The organism is Blastococcus saxobsidens DD2, from assembly GCF_000284015.1.
GTDB lineage: Bacteria > Actinomycetota > Actinomycetes > Mycobacteriales > Geodermatophilaceae > Blastococcus > Blastococcus saxobsidens_A.
On the sequence record NC_016943.1, the window covers coordinates 2,376,316 to 2,390,779 of the forward strand.

At 74.5% G+C, this 14,464-nt stretch carries 12 protein-coding genes; all 12 read left to right on the forward strand.

Features of this window, described 5'->3' with window-relative positions:
- Positions 1-58: 58 nt before the first annotated feature.
- The 12 genes from murJ to BLASA_RS11270 all read left to right on the forward strand — a co-directional run bounded on the left by murJ (position 59) and on the right by BLASA_RS11270 (position 14,405).
- On the forward strand, positions 59-1,684 hold the full coding sequence (murJ, locus tag BLASA_RS11215; RefSeq protein ID WP_014376252.1) for a murein biosynthesis integral membrane protein MurJ: 1,626 nt from the start codon (positions 59-61) through the stop codon (positions 1,682-1,684).
- Entirely contained in the window at positions 1,677-2,822 is a 1,146-nt protein-coding gene (locus BLASA_RS11220; protein WP_014376253.1) for a glycosyltransferase family 4 protein, read from the forward strand. The genes murJ and BLASA_RS11220 overlap by 8 nt, the downstream gene beginning before the upstream one ends.
- A complete protein-coding gene (locus BLASA_RS11225; protein ID WP_014376254.1) occupies positions 2,819-5,239 on the forward strand; it encodes a membrane protein in 2,421 nt (806 codons plus the stop codon). The genes BLASA_RS11220 and BLASA_RS11225 overlap by 4 nt, the downstream gene beginning before the upstream one ends.
- Positions 5,232-6,938, forward strand: coding sequence for a CTP synthase (locus tag BLASA_RS11230; RefSeq protein ID WP_041775724.1), 1,707 nt, complete (start codon positions 5,232-5,234; stop codon positions 6,936-6,938). The genes BLASA_RS11225 and BLASA_RS11230 overlap by 8 nt, the downstream gene beginning before the upstream one ends.
- Before the next feature lie 154 nt (positions 6,939-7,092).
- Entirely contained in the window at positions 7,093-7,686 is a 594-nt protein-coding gene (locus BLASA_RS11235; RefSeq protein ID WP_014376256.1) for an NUDIX domain-containing protein, read from the forward strand.
- A 252-nt stretch (positions 7,687-7,938) separates the two neighbouring features.
- The gene (gene ald / locus BLASA_RS11240) at positions 7,939-9,054 is read left to right on the forward strand and encodes an alanine dehydrogenase (protein WP_014376257.1); all 1,116 of its coding nucleotides are present in this window, start codon (positions 7,939-7,941) and stop codon (positions 9,052-9,054) included.
- A gap of 38 nt (positions 9,055-9,092) precedes the next feature.
- On the forward strand, positions 9,093-10,010 hold the full coding sequence (locus BLASA_RS11245; RefSeq protein ID WP_231839609.1) for a site-specific tyrosine recombinase XerD: 918 nt from the start codon (positions 9,093-9,095) through the stop codon (positions 10,008-10,010).
- Between the two features lie 209 nt (positions 10,011-10,219).
- Positions 10,220-11,125: a ParA family protein gene (locus BLASA_RS11250; RefSeq protein WP_014376259.1), complete on the forward strand. Its 906-nt coding sequence runs from the start codon at positions 10,220-10,222 to the stop codon at positions 11,123-11,125.
- Between the two features lie 73 nt (positions 11,126-11,198).
- Positions 11,199-11,717, forward strand: coding sequence for a hypothetical protein (locus BLASA_RS11255; protein ID WP_014376260.1), 519 nt, complete (start codon positions 11,199-11,201; stop codon positions 11,715-11,717).
- A gap of 119 nt (positions 11,718-11,836) precedes the next feature.
- On the forward strand, positions 11,837-12,679 hold the full coding sequence (locus BLASA_RS11260; protein WP_014376261.1) for a segregation and condensation protein A: 843 nt from the start codon (positions 11,837-11,839) through the stop codon (positions 12,677-12,679).
- Positions 12,676-13,509 (forward strand): SMC-Scp complex subunit ScpB, encoded by an 834-nt coding sequence (gene scpB / locus BLASA_RS25565; protein WP_014376262.1) that lies wholly within the window; start codon positions 12,676-12,678, stop codon positions 13,507-13,509. Before BLASA_RS11260 ends, scpB begins: the two co-directional genes overlap by 4 nt.
- Positions 13,510-13,559: 50 nt before the next feature.
- Complete coding sequence (locus BLASA_RS11270) at positions 13,560-14,405, forward strand: pseudouridine synthase (protein WP_014376263.1); 846 nt, start codon at positions 13,560-13,562, stop codon at positions 14,403-14,405.
- Positions 14,406-14,464: the final 59 nt, after the last annotated feature.

Here is a 14,464-nt window from a genome sequence, read left to right on the forward strand (position 1 = left end):
GGACACGGCCGACGAGCTGGGGACACCTCCCGCTTGCGGGGGACAGCGAGGAGAGTCCGTGAACGCCCGGCGGGTGGCGGGCGGGGTGGCCGGGGCTGCCGCGCTGATCGCGGTGCTGACCGTGCTCGCCCGGACGGCGGGGTTCGGCCGCACGCTGGTCTTCACCAACACCGTCGGCGCGGACAGCACCGGTGACGTCTACCTCGCGGCCAACAACGTCCCGAACATCGTGTTCGAGGTCGTCGCCGGCGGCGCACTGGCCAGCCTCGTCGTCCCCATGCTGGCGGGCGGCATCTCCGCCGGCGACCGGGACCAGGTCCGGCGCACCGCATCGGCCCTGCTCGGCTGGACGCTGCTGCTGCTCGTGCCGCTCGCGGCGCTGCTCGCGCTGCTCGCCGAGCCGATCGCGCGGCTGCTCCTCGGCGGCGGCGACGAGGCCGAGGTCCAGCTCGCCGCCCGCTTCCTCCTGGTGTTCGCGCCGCAGGTCGTCCTCTACGGGATCGGCATCGTGCTCGCCGGCGTGCTCCAGGCCCACCGGCGCTTCGCCGGTCCGGCGGTCGCGCCGCTGCTGTCCAGCCTCGTCGTCGCGGCGGCGTACCTGCTCTTCGCGGCCATGGGCGGGGCCCGGGACACCACCGACCTGTCGACGCCGGCCGAGCTGGTGCTCGGGATCGGGACGACGCTCGGCGTCGTCGTGCTCAGCCTCAGCCTGCTGGTACCGATGCGCGGGCTGCGGCTCGGGCTGCGGCCGGCGCTGCGCTTCCCGGTGGGTGCCGCACCGCGCGTCCGGCGGCTGGCCCTGGCCGGCGTCCTGACCCTGGCCGGGCAGCAGCTGCTCGCGGCGGTCGCCATCCGGCTGGCCAACGACGGCGCACCGGACGGCACCCAGGTGGTCTACGCCGCCGGGCTCACCGTCTTCCTGCTGCCGTGGGCCGCGCTGGCCGTGCCGCTGGCGACGTCGGTCTACCCGGCGCTCGCCGAGCGCGCGGACGGCCGGGACGAGGCCGGCTACCGCCGCGTCCTCGCGCCGGTCGTGGTGCTGACGGTCGCCGCCTCGGCCGTCGCGACGGCCGCCCTCGTCGCCGCGGCCGGCCCGATTGCCCGCGTCTTCCTGTCGGCGGAGTCGGCCCGGGAGGTCTCGGCGCTGCGGGACACCGTCGTCGCCTTCGCCCCCGGCCTGCTGGGCTACGGCCTCGTGGCCGTGCTGACCCGGGCGCTGTACGCCCGGGGCCTGTGGCGGTCCCCGACGGCGTGCGTGCTGGGCGGCTGGCTGCTCGCCGTCGCCGCCGACGTCGTCCTCGCCCGGGCCCTGCCTGCAGCCGACCGCGCGCTGGCGCTGGCGGCGGGGCACACGCTCGGGGTCACCGTCGCCGGGGTGGGCCTGCTCTGCGTGGTGACGCGGGTCGCCGGTCCGGCGGCGCTGCACGGACTGGGCCGCAGCGGCCCGGCAGCCCTGCTGGCCGCCGTGCTGGCCGGCGGCGCCGGCAGCTGGCTGGCGCGGGCGCTGGGCGCGGACCCGGTGCCCGAGGGCAGCGTCCTGGCCACGGTGGCCACCGGTGTCCTGGTCGGGGGCACCGTGCTCCTCGTGGCTGTGGCGGTCATGATGGGGACGGCCCGCGCGCAGCTCGTGGGTGCGTTCCGGGAGTTGCGGTCGACGGGCGAGCAGGAGGTGCGCGGTGGCTGAGCCGCCCCTGCGGGACCGCCGGATCAGCGAGGTGCTGGCGACCAGCACCGGCGGGGTCGGTACCCACGTGCGCTCGCTGCTGCCCTCGCTCGTCGACTCCGGGGCCGCCGTCCAGGTGTGCGGGCCACGGGCCACCGACGACCTGTTCGGCTTCTCCGGGCGCGGCGCGTCCTTCACGGCGGTGGAGATCTCCGCCGGCCTCTCGCCGGTCGCCGACGTCCGGGCCGTGCAGGCCCTCCGGCGCGCGGTCGCCGGCAGCGATCTGGTGCACGCCCACGGGCTGCGGGCCGGTCTGGTCGCCGCCGCGGCGCGCCGCCTCGGGAACCGGTCCACCCGGCTGGTCCTCACCCTGCACAACGCCCTGCCCGAGGGCGGGGGGCTGCGCCGGCGGCTGCTCGCGCAGGCCGAACGGGCCACCGTGCGGGCCGCCGACGTCGTTCTCGCCGCATCAGGGGACCTCGCCGGGAACGCCCGCCGGCAGGGTGCCCGGGACGTGCGGCCGGCGCCGGTCTCGGCGCCCCCGCTGCCGGCGGCGACGCGGACCCGCGTCGAGGTGCGCGAGGAGCTGGGCATCGTCGACGACCGGGCCCTGGTGGTCGCGGTCGGGCGGCTGCACCCGCAGAAGGGGTACGACGTGCTCCTGGATGCGGTCGCCCGCTGGTCGGCCGACCAGCGGCTGCGCCCGGCACCGTTGGTGGTCGTCGCCGGCGACGGTCCGCTGCACGACGAGCTGGCCGACCGCATCCGCACCGATGCCCTGCCGGTGACCCTGCTCGGCCGCCGCGACGACGTCGCGGACCTGCTGGGCGCCGCCGACCTCTGCGTGCTGCCGTCCCGCTGGGAGGCCCGGTCGCTCACCGCTCAGGAGGCGCTCCGGTCCGGCGTCCCGCTCGTGGCCACCCGCACCGGTGGCCTGCCGGAGCTGCTGGGCACGGCCGCCGAGCTGGTCCCGGTGGGCGATGCCGGTGCGCTGGCCGAGGCGGTGGTGCGGGTCCTCTGCGACAGCGCGCACGCCGCCGACCTGGTCGAGGCCGGACGGCGGCAGGCGGCCACCTGGCCCGACGAGGAGGCCACGGCCGCCCAGCTGGTGGCGATCTACCGCGAGCTGCTGGGGCCACCGGCCCGACCGGGCCCATGACCGGCCCGGCCGTGCGGGCGCTGCACCGGGCGGTGGCCCTGCTTCTGCTGGCACTCACCGCCCTGGTCGGTCTGCCGGCCACCGCCGGCGCCGACGAGCCGTTCGCCGCCGACCGCGTCGTCGTGGTCGGCGTACCGGGGCTCACCTGGGCCGACGTCGACCCGCAGGCCACGCCGCAGCTGTGGGCGCTGGCGGAGGAGGCGGCGATCGGTGCCATGTCGGTGCGGGCCGCCCGCTCCACCAGCTGCCTGCTCGACGGCTGGGCCACCCTCGGCGCGGGGAACCGGGCGCGGTTCCCCGGCACGGACGAGGGGCTGCCCCCCGTGCCGCTCCCCACCGTGCCGCTGCCCGACGGCGGCGCGGCGCCCGGCGGCGACCCGGCGACCGGACAGGAGGAGGACGGCGGGGACGGCGCAGGGGAGGCGGCGGCCGAGGAACCGCGGCTGGACACCTCGCTGACGCGCTGCGGCCTCCAGGAGCGGGTCGCCGGGGTCGCCCTGGGAGAGCCGCTGGCCACCGTCGCCCGGATCGCGGAGGACCCGGGCACCGTGCGTTTCGGTGCCGAGCCAGGAGCGCTCGGTGCAGCCGTCGGCTGCGCCGGGGTCGTGGGCCGGGCCGCCGCCCTGGCGGTGGCCGCGCCCGGGGTGCGGCTGACCACGGAGCGCACGCTGCCCACCGACGGGGCGGAACTCGCCGACCTGCTGACCGGTTGTCCGCTGACCCTCGTCTCGCTGGACCAGCTCACCGACGCCGGCGTGCCCGGCCCCGTGCCCACCGACGACGGCACCCGGCCCGAGCCCCGGGCTGCGGCGCTGACCCGGATCGACGAGTCCCTCGGCCGGCTGCGGGCCGCCGTGGAGGGTCTGCCGGGGGAGACCCTGTTCGTGCTCGCCGGGATCTCCGAGGTCAACGACGGCCGGCCGCAGCTGCACGTGGGCATCGCGCAGGGCCCGGGTCTCTCCGACGGCTGGCTGACCTCGGCGAGCACGGGCCGGGCGCCGTTCGTGCAGCTGATCGACGTGGCGCCGACCGTGCTGCGGGCGCTGGGCATCGATCCGCCCGCGTCGATGAACGGGCAGCCGATGCGCAGCACGGACGAGCGGCCGCAGCTGGCCCGGGCCGTGGCGGAGCTGGAGCGGGTGAACGTCGCCGCGTACACCCACTACCGCAACACCGGGGGGTTCTTCTGGACCTTCGTGGCAGTCGGCGCGGTCGTCGTCCTCCTCGGGGCGATGGTGGTCAGCGGCGGCCGGCGGCTGCACCGCCTGCGCTCCTGGCCGTGGGCCCGGCCCGCGCTGCGGCTGCTGTGCCTCGCGGCCGCCGCACTCCCGGTGGCGACCTACCTGGCGGGGATCGTGCCGTGGGAGCGCACCGGCGCGCCGTTGGGCACGCTGATCGCCTCGGTGGTGGTCGCCGACGTCCTCGTCACCGTGGTGGCCGCGGGCGGGCCGTGGCGGCGGCGCCGGCTCGGTCCGCCGCTCGCCGTCCTGACGGTCACGCTGGTCACCCTGCTCGCCGACGTGCTCTCCGGTTCGCGGCTCGAGCTGAACGCACCCCTCGGGTACGACGCGATCGTGGCCGGGCGGTTCACCGGCTACGGCAACCTGAGTTTCGGGCTGCTGTCGGTGAGCGCGCTGACGGTGACCGCGGCGCTGGCCACGGCGGCCGGCCGGCGGGTCGCCCCCGAGCGCCGGCGCGGCCGGGTCGCGGCCGTGGTGCTCGGCGCCGGCCTGCTGACCGTCGCCGTCGTCGGGGCCCCTACGCTCGGCCGCGACTTCGGCGGGGTGCTCGCCGCCCTGCCCGGCTTCCTGCTGCTGGCGATGCTGCTGACCCAGGTGCGGGTGACCGTGGTCCGGCTGGCCGGGATCCTCGCCGCAGCCGTCGTCGCCGTCGGGACCGTCGCCGTGCTCGACTGGCTGCGGCCGGCGGGGGAGCGGACCCACCTCGGGCGCTTCGTCGAGCAGCTGCTCAGCGGTGAGGCCCTGACGGTCATCAGCCGCAAGGCCCAGGCCAACGTCGGCATCCTGCTGGGCAGCCCGCTGGCGTGGATGCTGCCGGTGGCGCTCGTGGCCGCGGTCTGGTTGCTGCGTCCGGGCGGCCCCCTCCGCAGCGGTGCGGATGACACGCTCCGCGGGCCGGGTGGGCTGAGCCCGGCGGACACCGCCGTCCTGCGGGCCGCACTGCTGGCCAGCGCGCTCAGCCTGGCGATCGGCGCCGCGGTCAACGACTCCGGCGTCGCCCTCCCGGCGACCGCCGCCGCGCTGCTCGTACCCTTGTTGGTCTGGCTGGTGGCCGCCCCGGGGGAAGGCACGCCCGGGGGCGGGGAGTCCGCGGATGGCGCTGCCCACTCCGACCCGGCTGACGGCGCCGGCCGTGTTACGGTCGTCTCCCGTGGATCGACCGTCTGGAATGCGTGATCACGGCCTTCTGCACAACTCCCAGCCGACGAAGTTCGTCTTCGTCACCGGCGGTGTTGTGTCCTCTCTCGGCAAGGGGCTGACAGCGAGTTCGCTGGGCGCCTTGCTCTCCAGCCGTGGCCTGCGCGTCACGATGCAGAAGCTCGACCCCTACCTCAACGTGGACCCGGGCACGATGAACCCGTTCCAGCACGGCGAGGTGTTCGTCACCGAGGACGGCGCGGAGACCGACCTCGACGTCGGTCACTACGAGCGGTTCCTCGACATCGACCTCTCCGGCCGCGCCAACGTCACCACCGGCCAGGTCTACTCGGACGTCATCGCCAAGGAGCGCCGCGGCGAGTACCTCGGCGACACCGTGCAGGTCATCCCGCACATCACCAACGAGATCAAGGCGCGCATCCTGGATGGCGCCGACAGCGCCGAGCGCGTGGACGTGGTCATCACCGAGATCGGCGGCACGGTCGGCGACATCGAGTCGCTGCCCTTCCTCGAGGCCGCTCGCCAGGTGCGCCACGAGATCGGCCGGGACAACTGCTTCTTCCTGCACATCTCGCTGGTGCCCTACATCGCCCCCTCCGGTGAGCTGAAGACCAAGCCGACGCAGCACTCCGTGGCCGCGCTGCGCAGCATCGGTATCCAGCCCGACGCGTTGGTCTGCCGGTCGGACCGGGAGATCAACGAGGGCCTCAAACGCAAGATCAGCCTGATGTGCGACACCGACCCCGAGGGGGTCATCTCCTGCCCCGACGCGCCGTCGATCTACGACATCCCGAAGGTGCTGCACCGCGAAGGCCTCGACGCCTACGTCGTCCGCCGGCTCGGGCTCCCCTTCCGTGACGTCGACTGGACCGTCTGGGGTGACCTGCTCGCCCGGGTCCACGACCCGAAGCAGACCGTCACCATCGCGCTGGTCGGCAAGTACATCGATCTGCCCGACGCCTACCTGTCGGTCACCGAGGCGCTGCGCGCCGGCGGCTTCGCCCACCGCAGCCGGGTGCAGATCCGCTGGGTGCCCTCCGACGACTGCGAGACCCCGGAGGGCGCGGAGAAGACGCTGGCCGGCGTCGACGGCGTCTGCATCCCCGGCGGGTTCGGGGTGCGCGGGATCGAGGGCAAGCTGGGCGCGATCCGGCACGCCCGGGTCAACGGCATCCCGACGCTCGGCCTGTGCCTGGGGCTGCAGTGCATGGTCATCGAGACCGCCCGGAACCTGGCCGGCATCGACGGTGCGAACTCCACCGAGTTCGACCCCGAGACCCCCGCCGCGGTCATCTCCACCATGGCCACCCAGCTCGACGTGGTCGCCGGCCGGGGCGACATGGGCGGCACCATGCGGCTGGGCAGCTACCCGGCGCACCTGCAGAAGGGCTCGGTCGCCGCGGCCGCCTACGGCGCGACGGAGATCACCGAGCGGCACCGGCACCGCTACGAGGTCGCCAACGCCTACCGCGACCGGCTGAGCGAGGCCGGCCTCGTCTTCTCCGGCACCTCGCCCGACGGGACGCTGGTGGAGTTCGCCGAGCTGCCCCGCGGGACGCACCCGTTCTTCGTCGGCACCCAGGCCCATCCCGAGCTGAAGAGCCGGCCCACCCGGCCGCACCCGCTGTTCGCCGCCTTCGTGCAGGCGGCCGTCGACTACCAGGAGGCCGCGCGGCTGCCGGTCCCGGTGGACGAGGGCCAGCAGGTCGGCGTCTGATGGCCGTCGAAGACGACGGGCGAGCGAGCATGCAGAGAGGCGGCCGCCGACAGGGAGTGAGCATCGCAGCGAGCGCCAGCGAGCGAGGAGCGGAGCGACCGCGGAGGCGGCCTACGGCTCCGAGCGAGGAGCGGAACGAGTCCGGAGTCGAGCAATGAGCACCGACGGGCACGACTACCGGGTGCTGGGCAGCGAGACGGTCTACGAGGGGCCGATCATCTCCCTCTACCGCGACACCGTCGCGATGCCGGGCGGGAACGAGAGCACCCGGGACGTCGTCCGGCACGTGGGTGCGGTCGCCGTCGTCGCCCTCGACGACCAGGGGAACGTGGTGCTGCTCCGGCAGTACCGCCACCCCGTGGGCGGCTACCTGTGGGAGCTGCCGGCCGGGCTGCGGGACACCGACGGCGAGCCGCCCTTGGAGACGGCGAAGCGGGAGCTGGCCGAGGAGGTGCAGCTCGCCGCGCAGCGGTGGTCGCTGCTGACCACCCACTACAGCAGCCCCGGATTCTGCGACGAGATGGTGCTGGTCTACCTGGCCGAGGAGCTGACCGACGTGTCGCGCCCGGACGGGTTCACCGTTGAGCACGAGGAGGCAGACCTCACCGTCGAGCGGGTGCCGCTCGCCGACGCGGTGCAGCGGGTCTTCGACGGCGGCATCCGCAACGTCGCCGCGGTGGTCGGGGTGCTGGCCGCCGCCCAGGCCCGGACGGCGAGCCCGCGGCTGCGGCCGGTCGACGCCGGCTGAGCCCGGCGGCATCGCCCCACCGATAACCGCCTTCTCGCGCATGCGGGCGCTCGTGACCAGCCCCATGACCGCCGTCGCGCATGCGGGCGGCACCACCCGGAATGTCACGAATCGGCGCTGGAGGCGGGACGTGGCGGTGCGGATGCCTACACTCCGCGCGAGGCGCGCCCCGACCGGGCCGTCCGTGCCGCGCGGGAAGGAGCCCCGTCACCCTCGGGGCCCTGCCCGCCAGACAGACCGGGAGTGTGCGAGATGCAGGTCGGGGTCCCCCGAGAGGTGAAGAACCGGGAGTACCGGGTGGCGCTGACGCCGGCCGGGGTGACCGAGCTGACGCGGGCCGGGCACTCGGTGCTGGTCGAGCAGGGCGCGGGGGAGGGCTCCTCGATCCCCGATGCGGACTTCACCGCGGCCGGGGCCCGCATCGTGGCGTCCGCCGACGACGTGTGGGCCGACGCCGACCTGCTGCTCAAGGTCAAGGAACCGGTCGCCGAGGAGTACGGCCGGCTGCGGGCCGGGCAGACGCTGTTCACCTACCTGCACCTGGCCGCCTCCCGCGAGTGCACGGAGGCCCTGGTGGCCTCGGGTACCACCGCGATCGCCTACGAGACGGTGCAGGCCGCCGATGGCGCGCTGCCGCTGCTGGCCCCGATGTCGGAGGTCGCCGGACGGATGGCGCCGCAGGTGGGGGCGCACTGCCTCGAGCGCGCCCACGGCGGGCGCGGGGTCCTGCTGGGCGGGGTCTCGGGCGTCTACGCGGCGAAGGTCGTGGTCATCGGGGCCGGTGTCTCGGGGATGAACGCCGCCGCCATCGCCCTGGGCATGCAGGCCGAGGTCGTCGTCATGGACCGCGACATCGACAAGCTGCGGGCCGCCGACCGGATCTACCAGGGGCACCTGCAGACCGTGGCGTCGAACGCCTACGAGGTGGAGCGCGCCGTGCTCGACGCCGACCTGGTGATCGGGGCGGTGCTCGTCCCCGGTGCCAAGGCGCCGACCCTGGTGAGCAACGAGCTGGTCTCGCGGATGAAGTCCGGATCGGTGCTCGTGGACATCGCCGTGGACCAGGGCGGCTGCTTCGAGGACACCCGGCCCACCACCCACGACGACCCCACCTTCCGGGTGCACGAGTCGGTCTTCTACTGCGTGGCCAACATGCCGGGCGCGGTGCCCAACACCTCCACGCACGCCCTCACCAACGTCACGCTGCCCTACGTGATGGCGCTGGCGGCCGAGGGCACGGCGGCGGCCGTGCAGCGCAACCCGGCGCTGGCCCACGGCGTCAACGTCGTCGCCGGCGGCGTGGTGCTCCCCGAGGTGGCCGAGGCGCACGGGATGGACGCCGTACCGCTCCAGGAGGTCCTCCTCTGACCAGCGCGCTGTCCGCCGGTCCCGACGTCGAGCGGGTGGTGACCGGCTACCTGGACCACCTGACCGTCGAGCGGGGCCTGGCGCAGAACACCATCGCCTCCTACCGGCGCGACCTTCGGCGCTACACCGAGTACCTGGCGGCGGCCGGGGTGCGGGGGCTGCGGGAGGTCGCCGAGTCCGACGTCGCCGGCTTCCCGGCCGCGCTGCGGCGCGGGGACGACGACCATCCGCCGCTGTCGGCGACCTCAGCGGCGCGGGCGGTGGTCGCCGTCCGGGGCCTGCACCGGTTCGCCCTCCTCGACGGCCTGGTGGGGAACGACGTCGCGCACGAGGTGCGCCCCCCGACACCGGCCCGGCGGCTGCCCAAGGCGATCCCGGTCGAGTCGGTGGTCGCGCTGATCGAGGCGGCGGGCTCCCTGGAGGGCCCCCGGGGAGTGCGGGACCGGGCGCTGCTGGAGCTGCTCTACGGCACCGGCGCCCGCATCTCGGAGGCGGTCGGGCTGGCCGTCGACGACCTGGACCGCGGGCAGAGCACCGTGCGGCTGGCCGGCAAGGGCGGCAAGGAGCGGGTGGTCCCGGTGGGCAGCTACGCGCTGCGGGCCATCGAGGACTACCTGGTGCGGGCCCGCCCGGCGCTGGCGGCGAACGGGACGGGCGGCGTCCGTGGCGGCGCGCTGTTCCTGAACGTGCGCGGCGGCCCGCTGTCCCGGCAGAGCGCCTGGTCCATCCTGCGGACGGCGGCCGAGCGGGTCGGCGGGATCGAGCCGTCCACGATCTCGCCGCACACCCTGCGGCACTGCTTCGCCACCCACCTGATCGACGGTGGTGCCGACGTGCGCGTCGTCCAGGAGCTGCTCGGGCACGCCTCGGTGACCACCACGCAGGTGTACACCCTGGTCACCGTCGACCGGCTGCGCGAGGTCTACGCCACGAGCCATCCTCGCGCGCTGACCTGACAGTTTAAGGCGGCATGGTTCGTCAGAAATTGCGGGCAGCTCGGCTTGAGCGGTCACACTGGTTGGCATTCGTCGCCATGTCGACACGTCGACGGCGTGCCGCCTTGGGAAGAAGTTTCCGGCTCCCTAGCGTCCTCATCACCCGAGCGGACAGGACGGCTGGCCGCACCCGGAACGTCCGGACGGGCACGAGCTGGAGGCGACTACCCATGGCGATCCGAGCGGACGCGGCCTCTGCCGTCGCGCGGCCGCACGACACCGACCCCGAGATGGGGGCGGCCGCGCTGCGACAGGACCCGGCGAAGGCGCGTCAGCGTCGTCTGCCGGACCCCAAGCCCCTGACCCAGCACGGGCCCGCCCGCGTCATCGCGATGTGCAACCAGAAGGGCGGCGTCGGCAAGACCACGTCGACGATCAACCTGGGTGCCGCGCTGGTGGAGTTCGGCCGCAAGGTGCTGCTCATCGACCTCGACCCGCAGGGCGCCCTGTCGGTGGGCCTGGGTGTGCCGGCGCAGAACATGGACCGGACCATCTACAACGTCCTCATGGAGCGGCGGACCAGCCTGCGTGACGTGCGGGTGCCCACCGACATCCCCGGTCTGGACCTGGTCCCCAGCAACATCGACCTGTCCGCCGCCGAGGTGCAGCTGGTCAGCGAGGTGGCGCGCGAGCAGACCCTGCTGCGCGTGCTGGCCGACATCCAGGACGAGTACGACTACATCCTCATCGACTGCCAGCCCTCCCTCGGGCTGCTGACGGTCAACGCGCTCACCGCCGCCCAGGGCGTGGTGATCCCGCTGGAGTGCGAGTTCTTCTCGCTGCGCGGCGTCGCACTGCTGGTCGACACGATCGACAAGGTCAAGGAGCGGCTGAACCCCTCGCTGGAGATCAACGGCATCCTCGCCACCATGTACGACTCCCGGACCGTGCACTGCCGGGAGGTCTTCAGCCGGGTCGTCGAGGCCTTCGGCGACACCGTGTTCCAGACCGTCATCCAGCGGACCGTGCGGTTCCCGGAGACCACGGTCGCCGGGCAGCCGATCACCACGTGGGCGCCCACGTCCTCGGGCGCCGCGGCGTACCGCGACCTCGCCAAGGAGGTGCTCGCACTGTGATCGAGCCCGGGAGATCACCGATGAGCACAGCACGCGGCGGCACGTCCGCGACGAGCGCCAGTGAGGAGCAGTCGTGACGCGTCGACCGGTTCTCCCCGGCGCCTCGGAGCTGTTCCGGCGCACCGACACCACGCCGTCGGCCTCGGAGGTCACCGAGCTGCCGAGCCTGCCGACGCCGGCGAGCTCCCCGGCGCTGCGCAGCGGCACAGGTGCCCGCCGGTCCGGCGACCCGGCCGAGACGGCGGCGCCGCTGACCCTCGTGCCCGGCGGCGCCGAGCTCGCCGACGACCTCGCGGCCTTCCGTGGCTCGGCGGATCAGCCGGGCCCCGCGCCGGTGCTGCAGTCGAGGGTCGCCACCCGCGGACGCCCTGCGCGCCGGACGGAGCGCACCAAGCACGACGAGAAGATCACCGTCTACATCTCCGCCGACGAGCTACTGGCGCTGGAGTCCGCGCGGCTGACGCTCCGCGCCCACCACGGGCTGGCTGCCGACCGCGGTCGGATCGTCCGCGAGGCCATCTCGGTCCTGCTGGCCGACCTGACCGAGCGCGGTGAGGACGCCGTGCTGGTCCGCCGGCTCCGGGGGCGATGACGTCGTCCTCCGTCGACAGGGCAGAGGAAGCTATGCATGTGGACGCAGCCCCGCACCCACATGCATAGCCTCCTCTGCCTGGACGCCGGTGTGGGCGTGCAGGCTTACCCTCGGCGTCCGTGAGCGAGAACGCCGGAGCGGTTCCGGCGGCCGAGCCGGCCGCCGGGGCCGCTCCTGGCCGCTTCACGGTCAGGCTGACCAACTTCGAGGGTCCGTTCGACCTGCTGCTGCAGCTGATCGGCAAGCACAAGCTCGACGTCACCGAGATCGCGCTGTCCACGGTCACCGACGAGTTCATCGCCCACCTGCGGGCCCTGGGCGACGAGCTCGACCTGGACCAGGCCAGCGAGTTCCTCGTGGTCGCCTCCACGTTGCTGGACCTCAAGGCCGCGCGGCTGCTGCCCACGGCGGAGGTCGACGACGAGGAGGACCTCGAGCTGCTGGAGGCCCGGGACCTGCTGTTCGCCCGGTTGCTGCAGTACAAGGCCTACAAGCAGGCCGCCGCGTTCCTCCGCGAGCGCGAGGCCGACGCGGTCCGGCGGTTCCCGCGCCAGGTGACGCTGGAGCCGCGCTTCGCCGACCTCGCCCCCGACGTGTCGCTGGACCTCACGCCCGCCCAGTTCGCCGCGCTCGCTGCCCGGGCGCTGGCGCCGAAGGTCCCGGAGCAGGTCAGCGTCGCGCACCTGCACGCGCCGGCGGTGAGCGTCGCCGAGCAGCTGCTGCTGGTCCGCAACCAGCTGGTGCGCTCGGGCACGACCAGCTTTCGGGCCCTGACCGCCGACTGCGGGCACACCCGCGAGGTGGTCGCGCGGTTCCTGGCGCTCCTGGAGCTGTACCGCCAGCAGCGGGTGGTGTTCGAGCAGTTGACCCCACTGGGGGAGCTGCACGTCCGCTGGACCGGTGAGGCGGTGCCCGACCCGGCCGCCGTGGCGTCCGACGACCCCGACGAGGAGTACCGGTGACCGACGAGCGCCCCGACCAGGAGCGTGCGCCCATCTCCTGGGACGCGCTGGCCGCCGAGCTGGCTGCCACCCGCGAGCAGGCCGAGGAGCGGGGGGACGCCGATCCGGCGACATGGGACGCCGTCGCCTCGGCGCTGGCCTCCCGCGTCGGTGAGCGCCCGGTCACCGACGGACCGGTCCCGCTGGTGCCGGACGAGGACGAACTGCCGCTGGCCTCCCGGGCCACCGAGGTGGAGCCGCAGCCGCAGCCCGAGCCCGAGCCCGAGCCGCTGGAGCAGCTGGACCCCGGAGAGCTGCGGGGTGGGCTGGAGGCGCTGCTGTTCGTCATGGACGACCCCGTGGACGAGGCGACGCTGGCCGCGGCGCTGCGCTGCCCGGTGGACCAGCTGCGTGCCGGGCTGGCCGACCTGGCCGCGGGGTACGACGAGCGGTCGGCGGGCATCACGCTCCGCCGGGCGGGGGAGGGGTGGCGGATCTACACCCGTGAGGAGTACGCGGGCGTCGTCGAGCGCCACCTGGTGGAGGGGCAGCGCAGCCGCCTCACGCAGGCCGCCCTGGAGACCCTCGCGGTCATCGCCTACCGGCAGCCGGTGACCCGCGCCCGGGTGTCGGCGATCCGTGGCGTCGGTGTGGACGGGGTGATGCGCACCCTGCTCAGCCGGGGCCTCGTGCACGAGGTGGGTAGCGACCCCGACAGCGGGGGCGGGCTGTACGCCACGACGCCGCTGTTCCTGGAGCGGCTCGGGCTCAGCAGCCTGGCCGAGCTGCCGGAGCTGGCACCGCTGCTCCCGGAGACGGCCACGATGCTCCAGGAGCACCCCGACGCCTGAACCGGTTCCGGGCGGACGGGCCACTTCCGGCAGGTGGGAGACTGGACGCGATGAACACCGCGACCCCGAACGACGACAGCACCACCGCGGCCGGCGAGGGCTGGTCCGACGACATGGAGCTGGCCCCGGTGCACCCGGGCGAGCGGCCGGCGGCCGACACCGGCGACGACCGGCAGGGGGAGCGGCTGCAGAAGGTCCTGGCCCGGGCCGGAGTCGCCTCGCGCCGCGTGGTCGAGGACATGATCGACGCCGGGCGGATCAGCGTGAACGGCGCGCAGGTGCGCGTGCAGGGCATGCGGGTGGACCCGATGCGCGACAAGATCGCCGTCGACGGCGTCCGTCTGGAGATCCGGGACGACCGCGTCAGCTATGCGATGAACAAGCCGCCGGGTGTCCTCACCGCGATGAGCGACGACCGCAACCGCCCGACCGTCGGCGACATGGTGGGTGACCTCGCCCCCGGGCTGGTCCACGTGGGCCGGCTGGACCAGGACACCGAGGGCCTGCTGCTGGTCACCAACGACGGCGAGCTGGCCCACCGCCTGGCGCACCCGCGCTACGAGGTGCGCAAGACCTACCTGGCCCAGGTCTCGGGATCGGTGCCGCGCGACCTCGCGCGCCGGCTCCGGACCGGGATCGACCTGGACGACGGCCCGGTGAAGGTCGACTCCTTTCGGGTGGTCGACACCCACGCCGGGCAGTCGGTCGTGGAGGTGGTCCTGCACGAGGGGCGGAAGCACATCGTCCGCCGGCTGCTGGCCGCGGTCGGGCTGCCGGTGTCGCGGCTGACCCGCACGGCCGTCGGCCCGATCGAGCTGCGGGCCATGCGCTCGGGCACCATCCGCAAGCTCAGCCGCCAGGAGCTCGGTGCGCTGCAGGAGCTCGTCGGCCTGTGAGGCCGGCGACCCCGCAGGACGGTGGCGCGGCTTCCCTAGACTCGGCAGGGGCGTGCGGC